The following is an 18,931-nucleotide window of genomic DNA, read 5'->3' as shown; positions in this document are numbered from 1 at the left end:
TCCATGGGCCGCAACGGATTCAGGCAGGCGCAGACCGCAAGCCGTAGATCTTCCCGTCGAGGAAGAGGTACTCCGCACGCAGCAGCGCGTCGCCCTTCTCCTCCTTGAACGTGAAGCCCACCACCGCCACCCGCGCGCCTGTGGCGATCTGCGGCATCTGCCATTGATTCAGGCGAAACAGCGGCGCCAGTTCAACCTCCCATCGCGTGTCCTTGCGTGTCGGCAAGCCAGTCCTGGCCAGCAGCGCCGCCCCATCCACCGGGGCACTCTGTCGGGGCAGTTCGCGGCGGGCCAGATCGGCAGGCAATTGCAGGTCGGCCGGCACCTCCAGCACCAGTTCGGCGTGCGGGTTGCGCCAGCGCACCTCCGCCACTCGCCCTTCCAGGTAGAGGGGGCGATCCTGGTCGAAGCTGCTCCATCCATGGTGAGCCCAGGCCCAGCCCGCACAGGCTGAGCCGCCCAGTGCCGTAGCGGTTCGCAAGAAATCTCGTCGGTCCATCATCGAGAGGCTCCTTCACCAATAGCCGATCCACCGCCCGCAGGTGATCACCAACAGCCAAAGCGCTGTAGAGACCAGCATCAGGCCCCTGGCCACTCCGTCCAGACGCACCAAAGAGCCGCGCGCATGGAAGAAGGCCGCGTTGCAGCCTGCCAGCATGAGCAGGAACATCTTGACTGTGAACGCGCGATTGGCCAGCAGTTCCATCGGTGCCGTGGCAAACATCACCAGGCCGGAGACCGCAGCCAGGCCAAAGCCCGCCAGGGCAAGCGTGAGGCTCAGTCGGGCCAGCGGTGCCACCGGCACCTGGCTGGCCCATCCCCACACACGAAGCTCCAGCAACACGAGGTTGCCGAGCAGCAACGCGATGCCGACGATGTGCACCACCTCGAGCATCGGGTAGGCCCAAGGGTGACTAGCCAGCGCAGCAAACATGGCAGCGACCACGCAAGATCATGCGTGCAATGTAGCGAAGGTTGGCGTGAGCGCGCCGGGCACCAAGCAAAAAGCCCGGTGTCTTGTGGACACCGGGCTCTGCCGTTCGATGGTCGGGGTGGCGGGATTCGAACTCGCGACCCCTTGCACCCCATGCAAGTGCGCTACCAGGCTGCGCTACACCCCGACGAAGCCTTGCATTATAGACAGAAAATTCACTCTTGTGCCAGTAGAGTGCGTATCGAAATCAGTTCCTCTCGCACCCGGGCAAGACTCATGGGACCTTCGGTGAGCACGGCCGCAGGGGGTGGTGATGCGAGAGCGACGGATTGCCCCGATGCGCACGGCGGTGACTCCTCCTCATCACCAAAACTCTCGGGCGCATCGGTACTCATTTCCTCGAAGCTGCCCATGGAGTCCGGTAAGGCTGCGCCGGCCAGGCGCCCTTGGGGGCCCATCTCAGCCAGGCGATTGCGCGCCCCGCTGATGGTGAATCCATGCTCGTACAGCAACTCGCGGATGCGACGGATCAGCAACACCTCGTGGTGCTGGTAATAGCGCCGGTTGCCACGCCGCTTCATCGGCTTGAGCTGCGTGAACTCCTGTTCCCAGTACCGCAGCACATAGGGCTTCACACCGCACAGCTCGCTGACCTCACCGATGGTGAAGTAGCGCTTGGCTGGAATCGCTGGGAGCGCTTTCTCCATTGAAAATCAATGAGATCGTAGGGGAAAGCTAAGACTTTACTCGAAGTCTTCCCCCAGCGGGGTGTCCCCTTGCACCAGGCCCTTCAGTTTGTGGCTGGCGTGAAATGTGACCACATTGCGGGCTTTGATCGGGATGGACTCACCCGTGCGTGGGTTGCGCCCCGGACGCGGTGCCTTGCGCCGGATCTGGAAGTTGCCGAAGCCTGAGAGCTTGACATCCTCGCCCTTCATCAGGCTGGCGTGGATGATCTCGAAGAAGGCCTCGACCATGTCCTTGGACTCGCGCTTGTTCAGCCCGAGCCGCTCGAACAGGAGATCGGCCAGTTCCGCCTTGGTCAAGGTGGGAGTCTCGATCACTGGCAGGATCACGCGGTCCATCTCGTTCGCTCCTTCTCGATCAGGCCCGCAATCGCGCGCCCACGCGCGAGGCCAGGCTGTCCACCACGGCCCGCACGACGGCGTCGATGCGTTCGTCGGTCAGCCCCCCTTTGTCGTCCAGCAGTTCCAACCTCAGGGCCATGCTGCGCTCCCCCACACCGATTTCGGGCGTGGGGCTCTTGGGGCGGTACACATCGAACAGTACGGCATCCCGAAGCAAGCCCTCGGTCGGTGCAGCATGCGCAGCGTCCAGCAGAGCATCGTGGCTCACACCATCGCGCACGATCACGGCGATGTCTCGCACCACCGCCTGATGACGGGCAATCGGTTCGTAGGCCGGCAAGCGGCGCTCCAGCACGGCATCGGCATCGAGTTCGAACACGACAGGTGCCATGGGCAGCTCGTAGCGCTGCCGCCAGCGCGGATGCAGTTCTCCCACGTGGCCGATCTCACGGCCATCCATCAGCACACGTGCACAGCGCCCGGGGTGCATCGCAGGGTGGCTGGCCGGCTCGAAACGCAGTGGCAGGGGTGCAAGCAGTGCCTCCACATCCCCCTTCACATCAAAGAAGTCTACGGGACGATCATCCTGGCCCCATTGCAGTTCCACGCTCGAGCCGTAAGCCAGACCACTGATGCGCAGGGGCTGGCGCAGCCCGGCCACGGTGGTGTCGGACTCGGTCACCGAGTCATCGCGCAGGAACACCCGACCCGCTTCGAAGACTCGCACGCGCGACGCCTTGCGTGCGAGATTGAAACGCAAGACCTGCACCAGGCTGCCAATCAGGCTGGAGCGCATCACGCTCAGCGGTGCGGCAATGGGGTTGAGCAGCGCAATGGGGCGCTCGTTGCCGGCGAAGTCCTGCTCCCACTGCGGCTCGACAAAGCTGAAATTGAGCGTTTCCTGGTAGTCCAGCGCCGCAAGGGCATGACGCACGGCATGCAGCCCGCGGCGTGACTCGGATCGCACCTTGGCCACCACGGGAGCCAACGGTGGCGTATCGGGCAGGCGCCCATAGCCCAGCACCCGGATCACTTCCTCGATCAGGTCTTCCTCGATCTGCAGGTCGAAGCGCCAGCTCGGTGGCTGCACCGTCAGTCGCCCCGGCTCCTGGGTGAAGGCCAGGCCCAGTCGCTCGAACACGCCAGCGCATTCTTCCTGCGTGACGGGCATGCCGATGACCTTGCAGGCCCGGTCCACGCGCAGACTGACAGGCTTGCGCTCGGGCACCGCGAGGATCTGGTCATCCATCGGGCCGGCTTCACCACCACAGATGTCGATCACCAGCTGCGAAATGCGCTCGATGTGCTCCACCGTCAGCGCAGGGTCCACTCCCCGCTCGAAGCGATGCCCGGCATCGGTGGAGAAGTTGTAGCGGCGCGAGCGCCCTGCCACCGCCTTGGGCCACCAGAACGCAGCCTCGACATAGATGTTGCGAGTGTCGTCGGAGGTCGCCGTGGCTTCCCCTCCCATGATCCCCGCCAGGGACTCGACAGCCTGGTCATCGGCGATCACGCCCACCTGCTCGTCCACCTCGATGGTGTTGCCGTTCAGCAGTTCGAGCTGCTCACCCCGGCGCCCCCAGCGCACCGTCAGTCCGCCCTGGATCTTGTCGAGGTCGAAGATATGGGACGGCCGGCCGAACTCGAACATCACATAGTTCGAGATGTCGACCAGCGCGTTGACCGACCGTTGGCCGCAGCGCGCGAGCCGCTCGACCATCCATGCTGGTGTGGCCGCACGCGGGTTCACGTTGCGGATGATGCGACCAGAGAAGCGCCCGCAAAGGTCCGGCGCCTCGATCCTGACGGGAAGCCGGGCGTCGTGACCCACCGACACAGGTGGGAAGTCCGGTGTTCTGAGTGGCGCCCCCGTGAGCGCCGACACCTCGCGAGCGATGCCGTAGACACTCAGGCAATGCGCCAGATTGGGGGTGAGCTTGAGCGTGAACAGCGTGTCGTCCAGCCCCAGGTGCTCACGCACGTCGAGGCCCACAGGCGCGTCCTCGGCCAGGATCAACAGACCGCCGTGATCCTCCGACAGCTTCAGCTCGCGCGCAGAGCACAGCATGCCCTGGCTTTCCACGCCACGCAGCTTGCCGAGCTTGATCCGGAAAGTCTCGCCGCCCTCCTCTGCCGGCGGCAATTCTGCGCCCACCAGCGCGCAGGGCACCTTGATCCCAGCCTTCACGTTGGGCGCGCCGCACACGATCTGCAGCATCTCGCCCGTGCCGGCATCCACGCGACACACGTTCAGACGGTCCGCATTCGGGTGACGCTGCACTTCCATCACCTGCGCCACGACCACGGACGTGAACGGCGGGGCCACGGGGCGCAGGTCCTCCACTTCCAGGCCTGCCATCGTGAGCAGCTCGGCCAGGGCTTCGGTGCTCAGCGGTGGATCACAGAACTCACGCAACCAGGACTCAGGAAATTGCACGTCGACTTCCTCGGAAAGAGGTGTGGGAAACGGGATGAAGGGGACTCAGCGGAACTGCGACAGGAAGCGCAGGTCGCCGTCGAAGAAGAGCCGCAGGTCGCTCACGCCGTAGCGCAACATGGCCAGGCGATCGATGCCTGAACCAAAGGCGAAGCCAATGTAGCGCTCCGGGTCCAGCCCCATGTTGCGGATCACCTGGGGGTGCACCTGGCCAGAGCCGGACACTTCCAGCCAGCGGCCCTTGAGCGGCCCGCTGCCGAACATCATGTCGATTTCGGCGCTGGGCTCGGTGAAGGGGAAGTAGCTCGGCCGGAAGCGGATGCGCATGTCGCGGGTCTCGAAGAACTCCTGGAGGAAGTTCACGTAAACCGACTTCAGGTCCTTGAAGCTCACGTTCTCACCCACCCACAGACCCTCGACCTGGTGGAACATCGGCGAGTGGGTGGCGTCGCTGTCCACGCGATAGGTGCGGCCCGGGGCGATCACGCGGATGTCGGGCATGGGAAGCCCGGCGTCAAGCAGCGCGCGATGACGCTTGACATGCTGCACGGCATGGCGGATCTGCATCGGGCTGGTGTGCGTGCGCAGCAGATGCCCGCCTTCCACGTAGAAGGTATCGTGCATCGAACGCGCGGGATGGTCTTCCGGCGTGTTCAAGGCCGTGAAGTTGAACCAGTCGGACTCGATCTCGGGGCCATCAGCGACCTCGAAGCCCATCGACCCGAAAATCGCTTCGATGCGCTCCATGGCGCGCGTGACGGGGTGCAGGCCCGCACTGCCGCGCCGGCGACCCGGCAGGGTCACATCCAGCGCTTCGGCCCGCAGCTGCCGCTCCAGTTCCGCGTCGGCCAGTGCCTGGCGGCGCTGGTGGAGCGCCGCCTCGATCTGCTGCTTGGCATCGTTGATGGCCGCACCACGGGTCTTCTTCTCGTCGGGGGTCAGCGCACCCAGGCCTTTGAGCAGCTCGGTCAGGCGACCCGATTTGCCCAGGAAGCGGGCCTTCGCGTTCTCCAGCTCGGCCGGAGTGGTTGCACTGTCGAACTCAGCGTGAGCAGTGCGGACCAGTTGTTCGAGTTCGTTCATGCTGTCTGGGCGTCTGTGAGCCCGAGGCCTGGGCCTCGGAGTGCATCTGGCGGCAATAAAAAAAGGCCGAACCCTTCGTCGGCCTTTCCGGCTGCCTTCGACAGGCTGTCGAAGGAGCCGCCATGTCGGGCCCGGTGGTCCCGGGCCGTCCTCATGGCGATCAAGCAGCGAGTTGGGCCTTCACCTTGGCAACGATGCTGCCAAACGCAGCGGGATCGTGCACAGCGAGGTCGGCCAGCACCTTGCGGTCGATCTCGATCGCCGCCTTCTTGATGCCGTTCATGAACTTGCTGTAGGTCAGGCCTTGCTCACGGGCCGCCGCATTGATACGGGCGATCCAGAGCTGGCGGAACACGCGCTTCTTGGCGCGGCGGTCACGGTAGGCGTATTGCCCAGCCTTCATCACCGCCTGCTTGGCGATGCGGAAGACGTTCTTCCGGCGACCCCGGAAGCCCTTGGCGAGGGCCAGAACCTTCTTGTGGCGGGCGCGGGCGGTAACACCACGTTTGACGCGAGGCATGTGTTTTCTCCTTCAACCGAGTGTTTACAGGCCAGCAAAGGGCATCATCTGAGCGATGTGACCCATGTTGGTGTCGTGAACGTTGGTCGCACCCCGCAGCTGACGCTTGCGAGTGGTCGACTTCTTGGTGAGGATGTGGCGCTTGAACGCCTGGCCCCGCTTGACGGTGCCACCCGGGCGAACGCGGAACCGCTTGGCCGCGCTCTTCTTGGTCTTCATCTTGGGCATGACTGCTCCTTCTTGGTTGTGCCCGTGAGGCGCCGCGAACCTTTCGCGGGCTTGGTTGCCCCGGGCCACTTGCCCCGGCGCGGCGACCAACCGTCGCCGGGGAGCGGATCACCCGCGGGTGATCATTTCTTTTTCTTCGGCGCCAGAATCATGATCATCTGGCGGCCTTCGAGTTTGGGCATGTTTTCGACGACGCTCACGTCAGCCAGGTCATCTCGCACACGCTCCAGCAACTTCATGCCGATCTCCTGGTGCGTGATCTCACGCCCGCGGAATCTCAGCGTTACCTTGCCCTTGTCCCCGTCTTCCAGGAAGCGGCGCAGATTGCGCAGCTTGATCTGGTAATCCCCCTCGTCGGTACCGGGGCGGAACTTCACTTCCTTGATGTCGATGACGTGCTGCTTCTGCTTCGCCTCGTGCGCCTTCTTCTGCTCCTGGTACTTGAACTTGCCGTAGTCCATCAGGCGACACACCGGCGGCGTGGCCGTCGCGGCGATCTCCACCAGATCGACGTCGGCTTCAGCGGCCATGCGCAGCGCCTCAGAGAGGCTCACGATGCCCAGCGGCTCATTGTCAGGCCCGTTCAGACGCACCTCGGGTGCAGTGATCTCACGGTTCAGTCGATGCTTGCGCTCCGCGTTCGGAATGCGACGGTCAAGGAAAGTAGCGATGGTTCAGATCCCCAGGGACAAGCCCATAAATAAATCACACGCGCCCAACGGCAACAGGCGTACGACGGGGTGGGGCCCCACCCCGCGCGTCACAGCTTCTGGGCAATGTCGCTCGCGACCTTCTGAACGAAGGATTCGAGGCTCATCACACCGAGATCCTGATTGCCTCGGGCGCGCACCGCAACGGCCCCGGACGCTTTTTCCTTGTCGCCAAGGACGAGGATGTACGGAACCTTCTGCAAGGAATGCTCACGGATTTTATACGTGATTTTCTCGTTGCGCAAATCGGTCGCAATCCTAAGTCCTTGTTTTTGAAGCGTTTTGGCCACTTCCTGGACGTAGTCGGCCTGGGCATCGGTGATGTTGGCAATCACCACCTGCACGGGCGCCAGCCAAGCCGGCAAGGCACCGGCATGCTGTTCGATCAGAATGCCGATGAACCGCTCCAGGCTGCCAACGATGGCTCGGTGCAGCATGACTGGCGGCTTCCGGTGGCCGTCTTCCGCCACATATTCGGCACCCAGTCGTTGCGGCATGGAAAAATCCACCTGCATCGTGCCGCATTGCCACTGGCGTCCCAGGGCGTCCTTGAGCGTGTACTCGATCTTCGGACCGTAGAAGGCCCCATCACCGGGGGCAATTTCGAACTCACAGCCGGCTCGGCGCAGGCTTTCCATCAAGGCGTGCTCGGCCCTGTCCCAGGACTCGTCCGAGCCGATGCGGGCCTCGGGCCGCGTGGCGACCTTGTAGATGATCTGCTCGAAGCCGAAGTCCTTGTACACCTTTTGCAAAAGCGCCGTGTAGGCCACGCATTCGTCCAGGATCTGGTCTTCGGTACAGAAGATGTGGCCATCGTCCTGCGTGAAACCGCGCACACGCATGATGCCGTGCAGCCCCCCGGTCGGTTCATTGCGGTGGCACTGGCCGAACTCGCCGTAGCGCAGCGGCAGGTCGCGGTAGCTCTTGATGCCCTGCTTGAAGATGAGCAGATGACCCGGGCAGTTCATGGGCTTGAGCGCGTAGTCGCGCTTTTCGCTCTCCGTCGTGAACATGTTGTCCCGGTACTTGTCCCAGTGGCCGGTCTTCTCCCACAGCGTCCTGTCCAGAATCTGCGGGCCCTTGACCTCCAGGTAGCCGTTGTCGCGGTACACCGCGCGCATGTACTGCTCGACCTGCTGCCACAGCGTCCATCCCCTGGGGTGCCAGAACACGAGCCCCGGCGCATGCTCGTCCAGATGGAAGAGGTCCAGTTCGCGCCCGAGCTTGCGGTGGTCGCGCTTTTCGGCTTCCTCCAGCATGTGCAGGTACTGCTGGAGCTCTTCCTTGGTGGCCCAGGCCGTGCCGTAGATGCGCTGCAGTTGCTCGTTGCGGTGATCGCCACGCCAGTAGGCACCGGCCACCTTCATCAGCTTGAAGTGCTTGAGCTTGCCCGTGCTGGGCACGTGCGGGCCACGGCACAGGTCGGTGAAGTTGCCTTCGCTGTAGAGCGACACGTCCTCACCGGCCGGGATGCTGGCGATGATCTCGGCCTTGTAGTGCTCCCCCAGGCTTTTGAAGTAGGCCACGGCCTCGTCGCGCGGCATGACCTTGCGCACGACCTTCTCATCCCTCTTCGCCAGCTCGGCCATCTTCTTTTCGATGGCCGCCAGATCCTCGGGGGTGAAGGGGCGCTTGTAGGAGAAGTCGTAGTAGAAGCCGTTCTCCACCGTCGGGCCGATGGTCACCTGGGCATCGGGGAACAGTTCCTTCACGGCGTAGGCCAGCAGGTGGGCCGTGGAGTGGCGCATGATGTCCAAGCCGTCGTCGTCCTTGTCGGTCACGATCGCCAGCGGGACATCCTGCCCCTCGATCACGTAGCTCGTGTCCACCAGCCGGGCCGCATCGCCCCGGCCAATGCGCCCTGCCAGGGCAGCCTTGGCCAGGCCAGCGCCGATCGAGCCGGCCACCTCGGCCACAGACACCGGAGCGGGAAACTCGCGTCGCGAGCCATCGGGGAGTAGAACGCTAACCATGAAGGATCTCCAGAAACAAAAAAGCGCGGGGGGCGCCGCGCTTTTCATCAGGAAGAACAAAGACGAACGAAAGCCGCGGCCGACCGACTAGACCTCTGTGGTGAAGGGGGTCGAAGTTCGCGGTGTCATAACCCGTCGTGCCTTTCTCGCTCTTGCCAGAAAACAATGACCTGATTGTACCGCAGTGCCAAAAAAAGACCCGCGGGCGGTTAAGCCTGCGGGCCAAGACATCCACCAGGATGCGGAGCGTCTCCATCCGCCGGCCTTTGCGGCCGGCAGTCAGAGCCGGGATCAGCCGTGCTTTTCGTCGAAGAACTGCTCGTCTTCGGTCGAACCCTTCAGCGCGGCGGTGGAGGCCTCGCGCTCGATGGTCGTGGTCACGGCATCGAAGTAGCCCGTGCCCACCTCGCGCTGGTGCTTCACGGCGGTGAAGCCCTTCTCGGCGGCGGCGAACTCGGCTTCCTGCAGTTCCACGAAGGCGCTCATCTGGTTGCGGGCGTAGCCATAGGCCAGGTTGAACATCGAGTAGTTCAGGCTGTGGAAGCCGGCCAGCGTGATGAACTGGAACTTGTAGCCCATGGCGCCCAGCTCGCGCTGGAACTTGGCGATGGTCGCATCGTCCAGGTTCTTCTTCCAGTTGAACGACGGCGAGCAGTTGTAGCTCAGCAGCTTGCCGGGGAACTGCTTGTGGATGGCTTCGGCGAACTTCTTGGCGTAGGTCAGATCCGGCTTGCCGGTCTCGCACCAGATCATGTCAGCGTAAGGGGCATAGGCCAGACCGCGGGACACGGCCTGCTCCAGGCCCGGCTTGGTGCGGAAGAAGCCTTCCACGGTGCGCTCGCCGGTGCAGAAGGGCTTGTCGTTGTCGTCCACATCGCTGGTGACAAGGTCAGCAGCCTCGGCATCGGTACGGGCGATCAGCACAGTGGGCGTGCCCATCACGTCGGCGGCCAGACGCGCTGCCACCAGCTTGGCCACGGCTTCGCGGGTGGGCACGAGCACCTTGCCACCCATGTGGCCGCACTTCTTCACCGATGCGAGCTGGTCCTCGAAGTGCACGCCGGCGGCACCGGCCTCGATCATGGACTTCATCAGTTCGAAGGCGTTGAGCACGCCGCCGAAGCCTGCTTCGGCATCGGCCACGATGGGAGCGAAGAAGTCGATGTCGTCCTTGCCCTCGGACCACTGGATCTGGTCGGCACGCTGGAAGGTGTTGTTGATACGGCGCACGACGGCGGGAACCGAGTTGGCGGGATACAGCGACTGGTCGGGGTACATCTCGCCGGCCAGGTTGGCGTCACCGGCAACCTGCCATCCCGACAGATAGATGGCCTTGAGGCCCGCCTTGACCTGCTGCATGGCCTGGTTACCCGTCAGGGCGCCCAGGGCGTTGACGAAGGGTTCGGTGTTGACCAGGTTCCACAGCTTCTCGGAGCCGCGCTTGGCCAGCGTGTGCTCGATCTGCACCGAACCCCGCAGGCGCACCACATCGGCGGCAGAGTAGCCACGCTTGATGCCTTTCCAGCGGGGGTTTTCAGCCCATTCCTTTTCGAGTGCGGCGGCTTGTTGTTCACGGGTCAGCTTGGTCATGAGAGGCTCCGTTCTGCAAGAGAGAGATGAAGGGTTGCAATGGACTCAAGCATAGGGAGACAGCAGCCCTTCGCCAACACTTGTGTCTTATATAAGACTCTTCATCAAACTCAATAAAATCAACATCTTATGCGATACTTTTTGCGATATAAAATTATCTCTACCACAATGAAAAAAAATGGCGCGCCGCCGCATCAGCACTTTTCACATCAAGAAAACAAAATTGCGTGATGCAAAAAGTGCCTTGGTCTAGAGTGGACGTCACGCCCTGCTTCCGCACTTTTCCATGACAGCCTTTGCCTTCCTGTCCGACAGCAGCTTCCTGAAGTCCGCCCGCAACGAGCTGGCCCGTCCCTACGGGATCGGGGGCATTGCCTGGGACGGCGCCGTCACCAACCGACCGGGCGCTCGCTTCGGCCCGCGTGCCATCCGGGAAGCCAGCCACATGCTGTGCGACGGCATCCATCCTCATTTCGATGTGGCGCCGCAAAACCAGCTCACCGATCGTGGCGACCTGCCGCTGCCCAACACATCGCTGGCAGACATGCGCTACGCGATGGCACCTCTCGTGAAGACGCTCATCCGCCAGCACCACATGGTGTGGCTGGGCGGCGATCACTCCATCACCCTGCCCTTGCTGCAGGCCTACCGCGAATGGCTGGGACAGCCCCTGGCGGTGGTGCACTTCGATGCCCACTGCGACACCTGGGAGGACCACTTCGGCGAGCCCAGCGGGCACGGCACCTGGGTGCATGAAGCCTTTCAGCAAGGTCTGGTGGTGCCGGAATGTGTCACGCAGATCGGCATCCGCTCGTCGGGGGAGCGGGCCGCGCGCGAGTACGTTCGCGATCGCGGTGGGCAGATCTTCACGGCCCGGGACCTGCGTGGACGGGATGGCCCGGCCGGCATGGCTCCGGTCGTCCAGGCCATCCGCGAGCGCTGGCAGGCGTCTGGTCGGCCACCGATGTATCTCACGCTGGACATCGACTGCCTCGACCCCAGCTTCGCGCCGGGCACGGGCACGCCCGAGCCGGGGGGGCTCACGAGCACCCAGGTCCTGACTTTGCTGGAGGAACTGGCCGACCTGCCTTTCGTGGGCATGGACTGCGTGGAAGTGGCGCCACCCTACGACCACGCAGAACTGACGAGCCAGGCCGCCGCAGCCTTCGTCTGGACCTACCTGTGCGGCCGCATGGCCCGCAGCGCCGGCGTCACAACGGCAGCGCCGTCGTCTTCTTGACGGTGCGCAGCACCAGCATCGAGTTCGATCGCACGACACCTGGCAGACGCGCCAGCACGTCCGCGTGGAAGCGTTCGAGGTCCTCGGCATCGCGGTAAGTGAAGCGCAGCAGGTAGTCGTTGCTGCCTGCCACGTAGAAGCAGTCGAGGATCTGCGGCTCGTCGCGCACGGCCTGCTCGAAGCTGCGCAGGGTGTCGGGCGTGGTCCGCTCGACGTTGACGATGGTGAAGGAGGTGCCGGGCTGCCCCACGCTCTTGGGGTTGAGCAACGCCACGTACTGCGCAATCACGCCGGCTTCTTCCAGTTGACGGACCCGGCGCAGGCAGGCCGACGGCGACAGGTGCACCCGCTCGGCCAGTTCGACGTTCGTCAGGCGTGCATCCTCCTGCAGGACCTCCAGAATGGCGCGGTCGATCGCATCGAGTTGCACAGAAGGCAGCAAGGGGCGCATGGGATTGTGCATAACGGATGAATGTTCGCATCTTATGCGAAAGGCCAGGGCTTCCCCACCCCCATTGCGCAAGCCTATTGCGCACGCCCCCGCCTAGACTGGCGCTTGACTTCGCGCGGGGGTGAACCATGCTGGGAAGGCATGGGCCGGCCCGCGCCCACAGGAGACCCGCGATGTACCAGGACCTCGACGCCTACTGGATGCCGTTCACGGCCAACCGCCAGTTCAAGAAGGCCCCTCGCCTGCTGGCGCGGGCCGACGGGATGTATTTCTGGACGCCCGAGGGTCGCCAGGTGCTCGATGGCGTGGCCGGGCTGTGGTGTGTGAATGCCGGTCATGCACGCCCGAAGATCGTTCAGGCGATCCAGCAGCAGGCGGCCGAGCTCGACTACGCCCCTCCCTTCCAGATGGGACACCCCAAGGCCTTCGAACTGGCCGAGCGACTCGTGAAGATCACCCCGCCTGGGATGAACAAGGTCTTCTACACCAACTCCGGCTCGGAGTCTGTGGAGACAGCGCTGAAGATGGCCATCGCCTACCACCGTGTCCGGGGCGAAGGTCAGCGCACCCGGCTGATCGGGCGCGAGCGCGGCTACCACGGCGTGAACTTCGGCGGCATCTCGGTGGGCGGCATGGTGGCCAACCGCAAGATGTTCGGCACCTTGCTCGCAGGGGTGGACCACATCCGCCACACCCACGACCCGGCCCGCAATGCCTACTCGCGCGGCCAACCGGCTCACGGCGCAGAGTTCGCTGACGACCTGGAACGCCTGATCGCGCTGCACGACGCCTCGACCATCGCCGCGGTGATCGTCGAGCCCGTCGCGGGCTCGACCGGCGTGCTGATCCCACCGCAAGGCTACCTGCAGCGTCTGCGTGAGATCTGCGACAAGCACGGCATCCTGCTGATCTTCGACGAAGTGATCACCGGTTTCGGCCGTACCGGCCAGCCCTTTGCGGCGCAGACCTTCGGCGTGACGCCTGACCTGATGACCGTGGCGAAGGGCATCACGAATGGCTGCGTCCCCATGGGTGCCGTGTTCGTGAAACAGGCAATCCACGACGCGTTCATGCAAGGTCCCGAGCACCTGATCGAGTTCTTTCACGGCTATACGTATTCCGCTCACCCTCTGGCTTGTGCGGCGGCCCTGGGCACCTTGGACACCTACGCAGACGATGGCCTGCTCACGCGGGCTTCCGAGATGCAGGCGTACTTTGCCGATGCCGTGCACTCACTCAAAGGCCTGCCGCATGTGATCGACGTGCGCAACATCGGGCTGGTGGGCGGCATTGAACTCGCCTCGCGCCCGGAGGAGCCGGCCAAGCGGGCCTTCGAGGTCTTCCTCGACTGCTGGGAGCACGGGGTGCTGATCCGCACCACCGGTGACACCATCGCGCTGTCACCGCCGCTGATCATCGAGAAGTCGCACATCGATCGGATCGTCAGTACGGTGGCTGACGCCATCCGGCGCGTGCGCTGAACCGCGGAGCCGCCGAGCCCACGCTGCATGAGCCTGCTGCGCATCGATCAGGATCTTGCGCGCGACTCCTATTACGCGGCCACGGCACCGCGTGTGCAGCGCTTTGCGGCACTGGACCATGATCTCGACGTGGACGTGGCCGTCGTGGGTGGCGGGCTTGCCGGACTGTCCGCTGCGATCGAACTGGCGGACCGCGGACGTACCGTGGCCCTGCTCGAGGCGCGGGAAGTGGGTTGGGGAGCCTCGGGGCGCAACGGCGGCCAGGCGCTTGCGGGGCTGGCCTGCGACCAGGCCGAAATTGAGTCCCAGCTCGGCCTGGATGAGGCCCGACGGGTCTGGGCCATGACGCTGGAGGCGCTGGGCCTCATTCACTCGCGCTGTGAACGCTTCGGCATCGACTGCGACTGGCAGGCCGGCTACCTGGCTGTCGCCGAAGGCGAACGCAAGTCGCGGGCCTTGCGCCGATGGCATGAGCATATGGCCAAGGTCTATGGGTTCGACACGCGCTGGATCGGTCCGGCCGAGTTGCCGGACTGGATCGACAGCCCACGCTTTCACAGTGGGGTGCATGACGCCCTCTCGGGTCACCTCCATCCCCTGAAGTACACGCTGGGTCTGGCCGACGCGGCCGCCCGATTGGGTGTTCGCCTTCATGAGAACACACCGGTGGAGCGATGGTCCGCAGGCGCTCGTCCTGTGCTGCAAACACCGAAGGGGCGTGTGCGAGCGTCGCAGGTCCTCCTGGCGGGCAATGTCTACCTGCAAGGCCTGGCGCCCCAACTCGAGGCACGCATCATGCCGGTCGGCACCTATATCGTGTGTTCGCGGCCGTTGGGCTCCGAGACGGTGCGCAAGCTCATCCCCTCACGATCGGCCGTGTGCGACACCAACTTCGTGCTTGACTACTTCCGTCCGACTGCCGATGAGCGCATGCTCTATGGGGGACGCGTCAGCTACAGCACCCGCACGCCCCGAGACCTGGCCAGCGGCTTGCAGCAGCGGATGGCGCGCACCTTCCCTGCGCTGCGCGACATCCCCGTGGAGTTTGCATGGGGTGGCTTCGTCGACATCTCGATGAACCGTGCGCCCGATTTCGGCCGCCTGCCCGCCCAAGGTCAGAGCATCTATTACCTGCAGGGATTCTCGGGCCATGGCCTCGCACTCACCGGCCTGGCCGGCCGTCTGGTGGCCGAAGCCATGACGGGTGATGCGGCACGCTTCGATACCTTTGCACGCCTGCGCCACCGACCCTTTCCGGGTGGACGCTGGCTGCGCATGCCGGCGCTGGTGTTGGGCATGGCCTACTACCGGTTGAAGGATGCTCTCTGATGCGCCCCTCAAGCGATCAGACGCGGGTAGTCCCCGAGGCGAACTGCGTTGACTTCGGCCATTGCTTTGGCACACTGCTTGCACGAGGAAGTCGTGTTTTCCTTTTTCTCCTGTTTGCACCAGTAAGCCCAGTGCGCCGCGTCGCAAGACCGGGTTAAGAACCCAGCGCAGCAAGCCCAATGAGCACCAAGACCTCGTCCTCGAACCGGCCGCGTCCCGTCGTGCTGGTTCCTGCCTGCAACCGGATGCTTGGACACCATCCCTTTCATGTGGCGGGCAAGAAGTACATCGATGCCGTTCGTCTGGCGGGCTGCATCCCGCTCGTGGTGCCTGCCGCGCAGGCGGCCGAAGTGGACGAACTCCTGGATCTGGCCGACGGATTCTTGTTGACCGGCTCTGCATCGAACGTGCACCCCCGCCACTTCGGCGAATCGGTGCATGATCCTTCGCTTCCGCTGGATCCAGTGCGCGACGACTGGACTTTGCCGATGGTCCGACGGGCATTGGCGCGAGGCATTCCGATGTTCGGGATTTGCCGCGGCTTCCAGGAGGTGAACGTGGCCCTGGGCGGCAGTCTGCACCAGGCTGTTCATGAACAGCCAGGCCTGGCAGATCATCGCGCCCGCGCGGAAGCGCCCGTGGAGGTCCAGTATGGGCTGGCCCATCCCGTTCGTGTCGAGGCTGGAGGCCTGCTGGAGCAGATCCTCGGACCGGGGGAGTTCGACGTCAACAGCGTCCATGGCCAAGGCATCAAGCGGCTGGCGACCGGCCTGCGTGTCGAGGCCACCGCTCCCGATGGTCTGGTGGAGGCCTTCACCGTGACAGCGGCGCCAGCTTTCAATCTGTGCGTGCAATGGCATCCCGAATGGCAGGCCGACGTCAACCCGGTCTCCGTCAAGCTCTTCAAGGCCTTTGGCCAGGCCTGTCAGGCCTACCGCGACCGCATCCGTGACGGTCTGGAGGATCGAGGCACCTGAGACCCCATCCTCCCGCGTTCCCGAGACGGACCGGCCACACGGCCCGACAACCCACATCGCAGCCGCCGCTGCGGCTCAACGCAAGAGGACATCATGGTGGTCAGAGAGAGCTTCAACTTCAGCGACCTGGAACAGTGGCTCAACGAACGGCGGGTCACCGAGATCGAGTGCCTCGTGCCCGACCTCACCGGGGTCGCGCGCGGCAAGATTCTCCCGCGAGAAAAGTTCACCGAGGATCGCGGCATGCGCCTGCCTGAGGCGATCGTCGCGATCGGGGTGACCGGCGAGTTTCCGGAGGAAGGCCCTTACTACGACGTCATCACCCCCACCGACCGGGACATGCACCTGCGCCCGGATCCCGCCACCGTGCGCATCGTGCCCTGGGCAGTCGACCCAACGGCTCAGGTCATCCACGACTGCTTCGACAGGCATGGCCAGCTGGTGCCCTACGCGCCACGCTCCGTGCTGCGACGTGTGTGTGATCTTTACGCCGCCGAAGGCTGGGATCCCGTGGTAGCCCCCGAGCTGGAGTTCTACCTGATCGAGCGCAGCACCGACTCCAACCAGCCGCTGCGTCCACCGCGCGGGCGCAGCGGCCGGGCGGAGACTTCGCGTCAGGTGTATTCCATCGACGCGGTCAACGAGTTCGACCCGCTGTTCGAGGACATCTATGCCTACTGCGAACAGATGGAGCTCAACGTCGATACCTTGATCCATGAGGTCGGTGCCGGGCAGATGGAGATCAACTTCCTGCACAACCACCCCATGCAGCTCGCCGACGAGGTGTTCTTCTTCAAGCGCACCATCCGCGAAGCGGCGCTTCGCCACGAGATGTACGCCACCTTCATGGCCAAGCCGATGGCCAACGAGCCTGGCAGCGCGATGCATGTGCACCAGAGCATCGTCGACCGCCACACACGGCGCAACATCTTCAGCAATGACGATGGCAGCCCCTCGAAGGCCTTCTTCTGGTACATCGGCGGCCTGCAGCGCTACATCCCGGCGGCGATGGCGCTGTTCGCACCCTATGTCAACTCCTACCGCCGCCTGGCCCGCTCCACGGCAGCGCCGATCAACATCCAGTGGGGCACCGACAACCGCACGGTGGGCATCCGCTCGCCGGTGGCCACCCCTGCTGCGCGACGTATCGAGAACCGGGTGATCGGCGCCGATGCCAATCCCTACGTGGCCCTGGCAGCCACCCTGGCTTGCGGTTACCTGGGGCTCAAGCACCGCATCGAACCCACCCCCGAATGCAAGGGGGATGCCTATCTGGGAGCCTACGCCTTGCCTCGCAGCCTGGGTGAAGCGCTGGCGGCACTGAAGGCCGAAGGCGAGCTGCACGACGTGCTGGGCAAGGATTTCATCACCGTCTACACCGAAATCAAAGAGATCGAACACGAGGAGTTCATGAAGGTGATCTCCCCCTGGGAGCGCGAGCACCTGCTGCTGCATGTCTGACTGCCCCCTCGTTCTTCAGGAGCCCACATGAACACCGTCACGTCCCGGACCACGCGCAGTACCGCCGACTGGCAGCGTGCCGACGCCGCCCATTTCCTGCACCCCTTCACCGATTTCCAGAGCCTGGCCCGCAAGGGGTCTCGCATCATCACCCGCGCCGACAACATCTATCTGTGGGACAGCGAGGGCCACAAGATCCTCGACGCGATGAGCGGCTTGTGGTGCGTGAACGTCGGTTACGGCCAGCAGGCCCTGATCGACGCGGCCACCCGACAGCTTCGGGAACTGCCCTTCTACAACGCTTTCTTCCAGACCGCCACGCCGCCGCCCATCGAGCTGGCCGAACTCCTGTGCGAAGTCACGCCCCCGCAGTTCAACCATGTCTTCTTCACCGGCTCGGGCTCGGAAGGCAACGACACCGTCGTTCGCATGGTGCGCCGCTACTGGGACGTGCTGGGCCAGCCGCAGCGGCAGGTGATCATCAGCCGCAAGAACGCCTACCATGGCTCCACCATGGCGGGCGCCTCCCTGGGAGGCATGGCGGCCATGCACGCCCAGGGCGGCTTGCCCATCCCGGGCATCGTCCACATCGAGCAGCCCTACTGGTATGCGCTGGGACGCTCCATGAGCCGTGACGATTTCGGCCGGGTGGCCGCCCGCTGGCTCGAGGACAAGATCCTGGAGGTGGGGCCGGACAAGGTGGCGGCCTTCATCGGCGAGCCGGTCCAAGGCGCCGGCGGCGTGATCATCCCCCCGGAAACCTACTGGCCCGAGATCCAGCGGATCTGCGACCAGTACGGCATCCTGCTGGTGAGCGACGAGGTCATCTGCGGCTTCGGCCGCACCGGCCACTGGTTCGGCTGCGAACGCTTCGGGGTCCGTCCCGATCTCATGACCTTCGCCAAGGGCGTCACCAGCGGCTACATCCCCCTGGGCGGCGTGATGGTGGGCGACCGTGTGGCCACGGTGATGATCGAGCAAGGCGGCGAGTTCGAGCACGGCTACACCTACTCGGGGCATCCGACGGCCTGTGCAGTCGGGGTTGCCAACATCCGGCTGATCCGCGAACTCGGCCTGGTGCAGCATGTACGCGACACCGCCGGCCCACATCTTGCAAAGCTTTTCGAAACACTGAAGGATCACCCCCTGGTGGGCGATGCCGAAACCTGCGGCCTGATGGGCGCCTTGCTGCTGGTCAAGAACAAGGTCACCGGCGAGCTCTTCCCGGACGAGGTGGGCATCGGCATGGTCTGTCGCGGGCACTGCTTCGGCAATGGGCTGATCATGCGCGCCGTGGGCAACCGCATGATCATGGCCCCGCCGCTGGTGATGACCACCGCGCAGATCGATGAGATGGGCTCCCTGATCCGGCGGTGCCTCGACCTGACCCTGGAGCAGGCGCGTCGCGAAGGATGGATGGCCTGAGGGC

At 64.3% G+C, this 18,931-nt stretch carries 17 protein-coding genes, 1 tRNA gene and 1 pseudogene; 6 read left to right on the top strand and 13 right to left on the bottom strand.

Translation table 11 applies throughout. From position 1 onward, the window contains the following. Nucleotides 1-19: 19 nt before the first annotated feature. From C1704_RS12200 to aceA, 12 genes and pseudogenes are all read right to left on the bottom strand, one after another. A complete protein-coding gene (locus C1704_RS12200) occupies nt 20-499 on the bottom strand; it encodes a DUF6152 family protein (protein WP_146076081.1) in 480 nt (159 codons plus the stop codon). 15 nt (nt 500-514) lie between these two features. Continuing rightward, nucleotides 515-934, bottom strand: coding sequence for a hypothetical protein (locus C1704_RS12195; RefSeq protein ID WP_104302987.1), 420 nt, complete (start codon nt 932-934; stop codon nt 515-517). Nucleotides 935-1,044: 110 nt separating this feature from the next. Continuing rightward, nucleotides 1,045-1,121 (bottom strand) — tRNA-Pro (locus C1704_RS12190). Nucleotides 1,122-1,149: 28 nt separating this feature from the next. Next, nucleotides 1,150-1,641: a MerR family transcriptional regulator gene (locus C1704_RS12185; RefSeq protein ID WP_104302986.1), complete on the bottom strand. Its 492-nt coding sequence runs from the start codon at nt 1,639-1,641 to the stop codon at nt 1,150-1,152. Nucleotides 1,642-1,677: 36 nt separating this feature from the next. Beyond that, nucleotides 1,678-2,022, bottom strand: a pseudogene (locus tag C1704_RS12180) (integration host factor subunit alpha); the annotation flags it as partial. 16 nt (nt 2,023-2,038) lie between these two features. After that, a complete protein-coding gene (gene pheT / locus C1704_RS12175; RefSeq protein WP_104302984.1) occupies nt 2,039-4,459 on the bottom strand; it encodes a phenylalanine--tRNA ligase subunit beta in 2,421 nt (806 codons plus the stop codon). Between the two features lie 45 nt (nt 4,460-4,504). Further along, the gene (gene pheS, locus C1704_RS12170; RefSeq protein ID WP_104302983.1) at nt 4,505-5,542 is read right to left on the bottom strand and encodes a phenylalanine--tRNA ligase subunit alpha; all 1,038 of its coding nucleotides are present in this window, start codon (nt 5,540-5,542) and stop codon (nt 4,505-4,507) included. A gap of 160 nt (nt 5,543-5,702) precedes the next feature. Continuing rightward, nucleotides 5,703-6,062: a 50S ribosomal protein L20 gene (rplT, locus tag C1704_RS12165; RefSeq protein WP_104302982.1), complete on the bottom strand. Its 360-nt coding sequence runs from the start codon at nt 6,060-6,062 to the stop codon at nt 5,703-5,705. Nucleotides 6,063-6,086: 24 nt separating this feature from the next. Further along, nucleotides 6,087-6,290 (bottom strand): 50S ribosomal protein L35, encoded by a 204-nt coding sequence (rpmI, locus tag C1704_RS12160; protein WP_104302981.1) that lies wholly within the window; start codon nt 6,288-6,290, stop codon nt 6,087-6,089. 122 nt (nt 6,291-6,412) lie between these two features. Further along, the gene (gene infC / locus C1704_RS12155; RefSeq protein ID WP_211286930.1) at nt 6,413-6,961 is read right to left on the bottom strand and encodes a translation initiation factor IF-3; all 549 of its coding nucleotides are present in this window, start codon (nt 6,959-6,961) and stop codon (nt 6,413-6,415) included. An 89-nt stretch (nt 6,962-7,050) separates the two neighbouring features. Further along, a complete protein-coding gene (thrS, locus tag C1704_RS12150) occupies nt 7,051-8,973 on the bottom strand; it encodes a threonine--tRNA ligase (protein ID WP_104302979.1) in 1,923 nt (640 codons plus the stop codon). A 291-nt stretch (nt 8,974-9,264) separates the two neighbouring features. Beyond that, entirely contained in the window at nt 9,265-10,554 is a 1,290-nt protein-coding gene (gene aceA, locus C1704_RS12145) for an isocitrate lyase (protein WP_104303014.1), read from the bottom strand. A 295-nt stretch (nt 10,555-10,849) separates the two neighbouring features. Here aceA and speB point away from each other — a divergent pair, with 295 nt between their 5' ends. Next, entirely contained in the window at nt 10,850-11,803 is a 954-nt protein-coding gene (speB, locus tag C1704_RS12140; RefSeq protein WP_104302978.1) for an agmatinase, read from the top strand. Here the strand turns inward: speB and C1704_RS12135 are convergent. Next, nucleotides 11,775-12,254, bottom strand: a complete 480-nt coding sequence (locus tag C1704_RS12135; RefSeq protein ID WP_104302977.1) for an Lrp/AsnC family transcriptional regulator — start codon at nt 12,252-12,254, stop codon at nt 11,775-11,777. The genes speB and C1704_RS12135 overlap by 29 nt on opposite strands. A 173-nt stretch (nt 12,255-12,427) precedes the next feature. On the opposite strand from C1704_RS12135, the gene aptA reads away from it, so the two are divergent. The 5 genes from aptA (at nt 12,428) to C1704_RS12110 (ending at nt 18,927) form a co-directional block, all read left to right on the top strand. Then, a complete protein-coding gene (aptA, locus tag C1704_RS12130; RefSeq protein WP_104302976.1) occupies nt 12,428-13,735 on the top strand; it encodes an omega-aminotransferase AptA in 1,308 nt (435 codons plus the stop codon). A gap of 27 nt (nt 13,736-13,762) precedes the next feature. Continuing rightward, nucleotides 13,763-15,064 carry an NAD(P)/FAD-dependent oxidoreductase gene (locus tag C1704_RS12125; RefSeq protein ID WP_104302975.1) on the top strand — a complete coding sequence of 434 codons (1,302 nt, stop codon included), beginning with the start codon at nt 13,763-13,765 and terminating at the stop codon, nt 15,062-15,064. Between the two features lie 179 nt (nt 15,065-15,243). Beyond that, nucleotides 15,244-16,041 carry a gamma-glutamyl-gamma-aminobutyrate hydrolase family protein gene (locus C1704_RS12120; protein WP_104302974.1) on the top strand — a complete coding sequence of 266 codons (798 nt, stop codon included), beginning with the start codon at nt 15,244-15,246 and terminating at the stop codon, nt 16,039-16,041. 93 nt (nt 16,042-16,134) lie between these two features. Continuing rightward, nucleotides 16,135-17,502: a glutamine synthetase family protein gene (locus C1704_RS12115; protein WP_104302973.1), complete on the top strand. Its 1,368-nt coding sequence runs from the start codon at nt 16,135-16,137 to the stop codon at nt 17,500-17,502. Between the two features lie 27 nt (nt 17,503-17,529). Next, complete coding sequence (locus C1704_RS12110; RefSeq protein WP_104302972.1) at nt 17,530-18,927, top strand: aspartate aminotransferase family protein; 1,398 nt, start codon at nt 17,530-17,532, stop codon at nt 18,925-18,927. Nucleotides 18,928-18,931 lie beyond the last annotated feature (4 nt).

The organism is Caldimonas caldifontis, assembly GCF_002930615.1.
In the GTDB taxonomy this organism is placed as follows: Bacteria; Pseudomonadota; Gammaproteobacteria; order Burkholderiales; family Burkholderiaceae_C; genus Caldimonas; species Caldimonas caldifontis.
The sequence above is the reverse complement of the archived record's forward strand: the minus strand, read 5'-3'. Positions and strand labels throughout refer to the sequence as shown.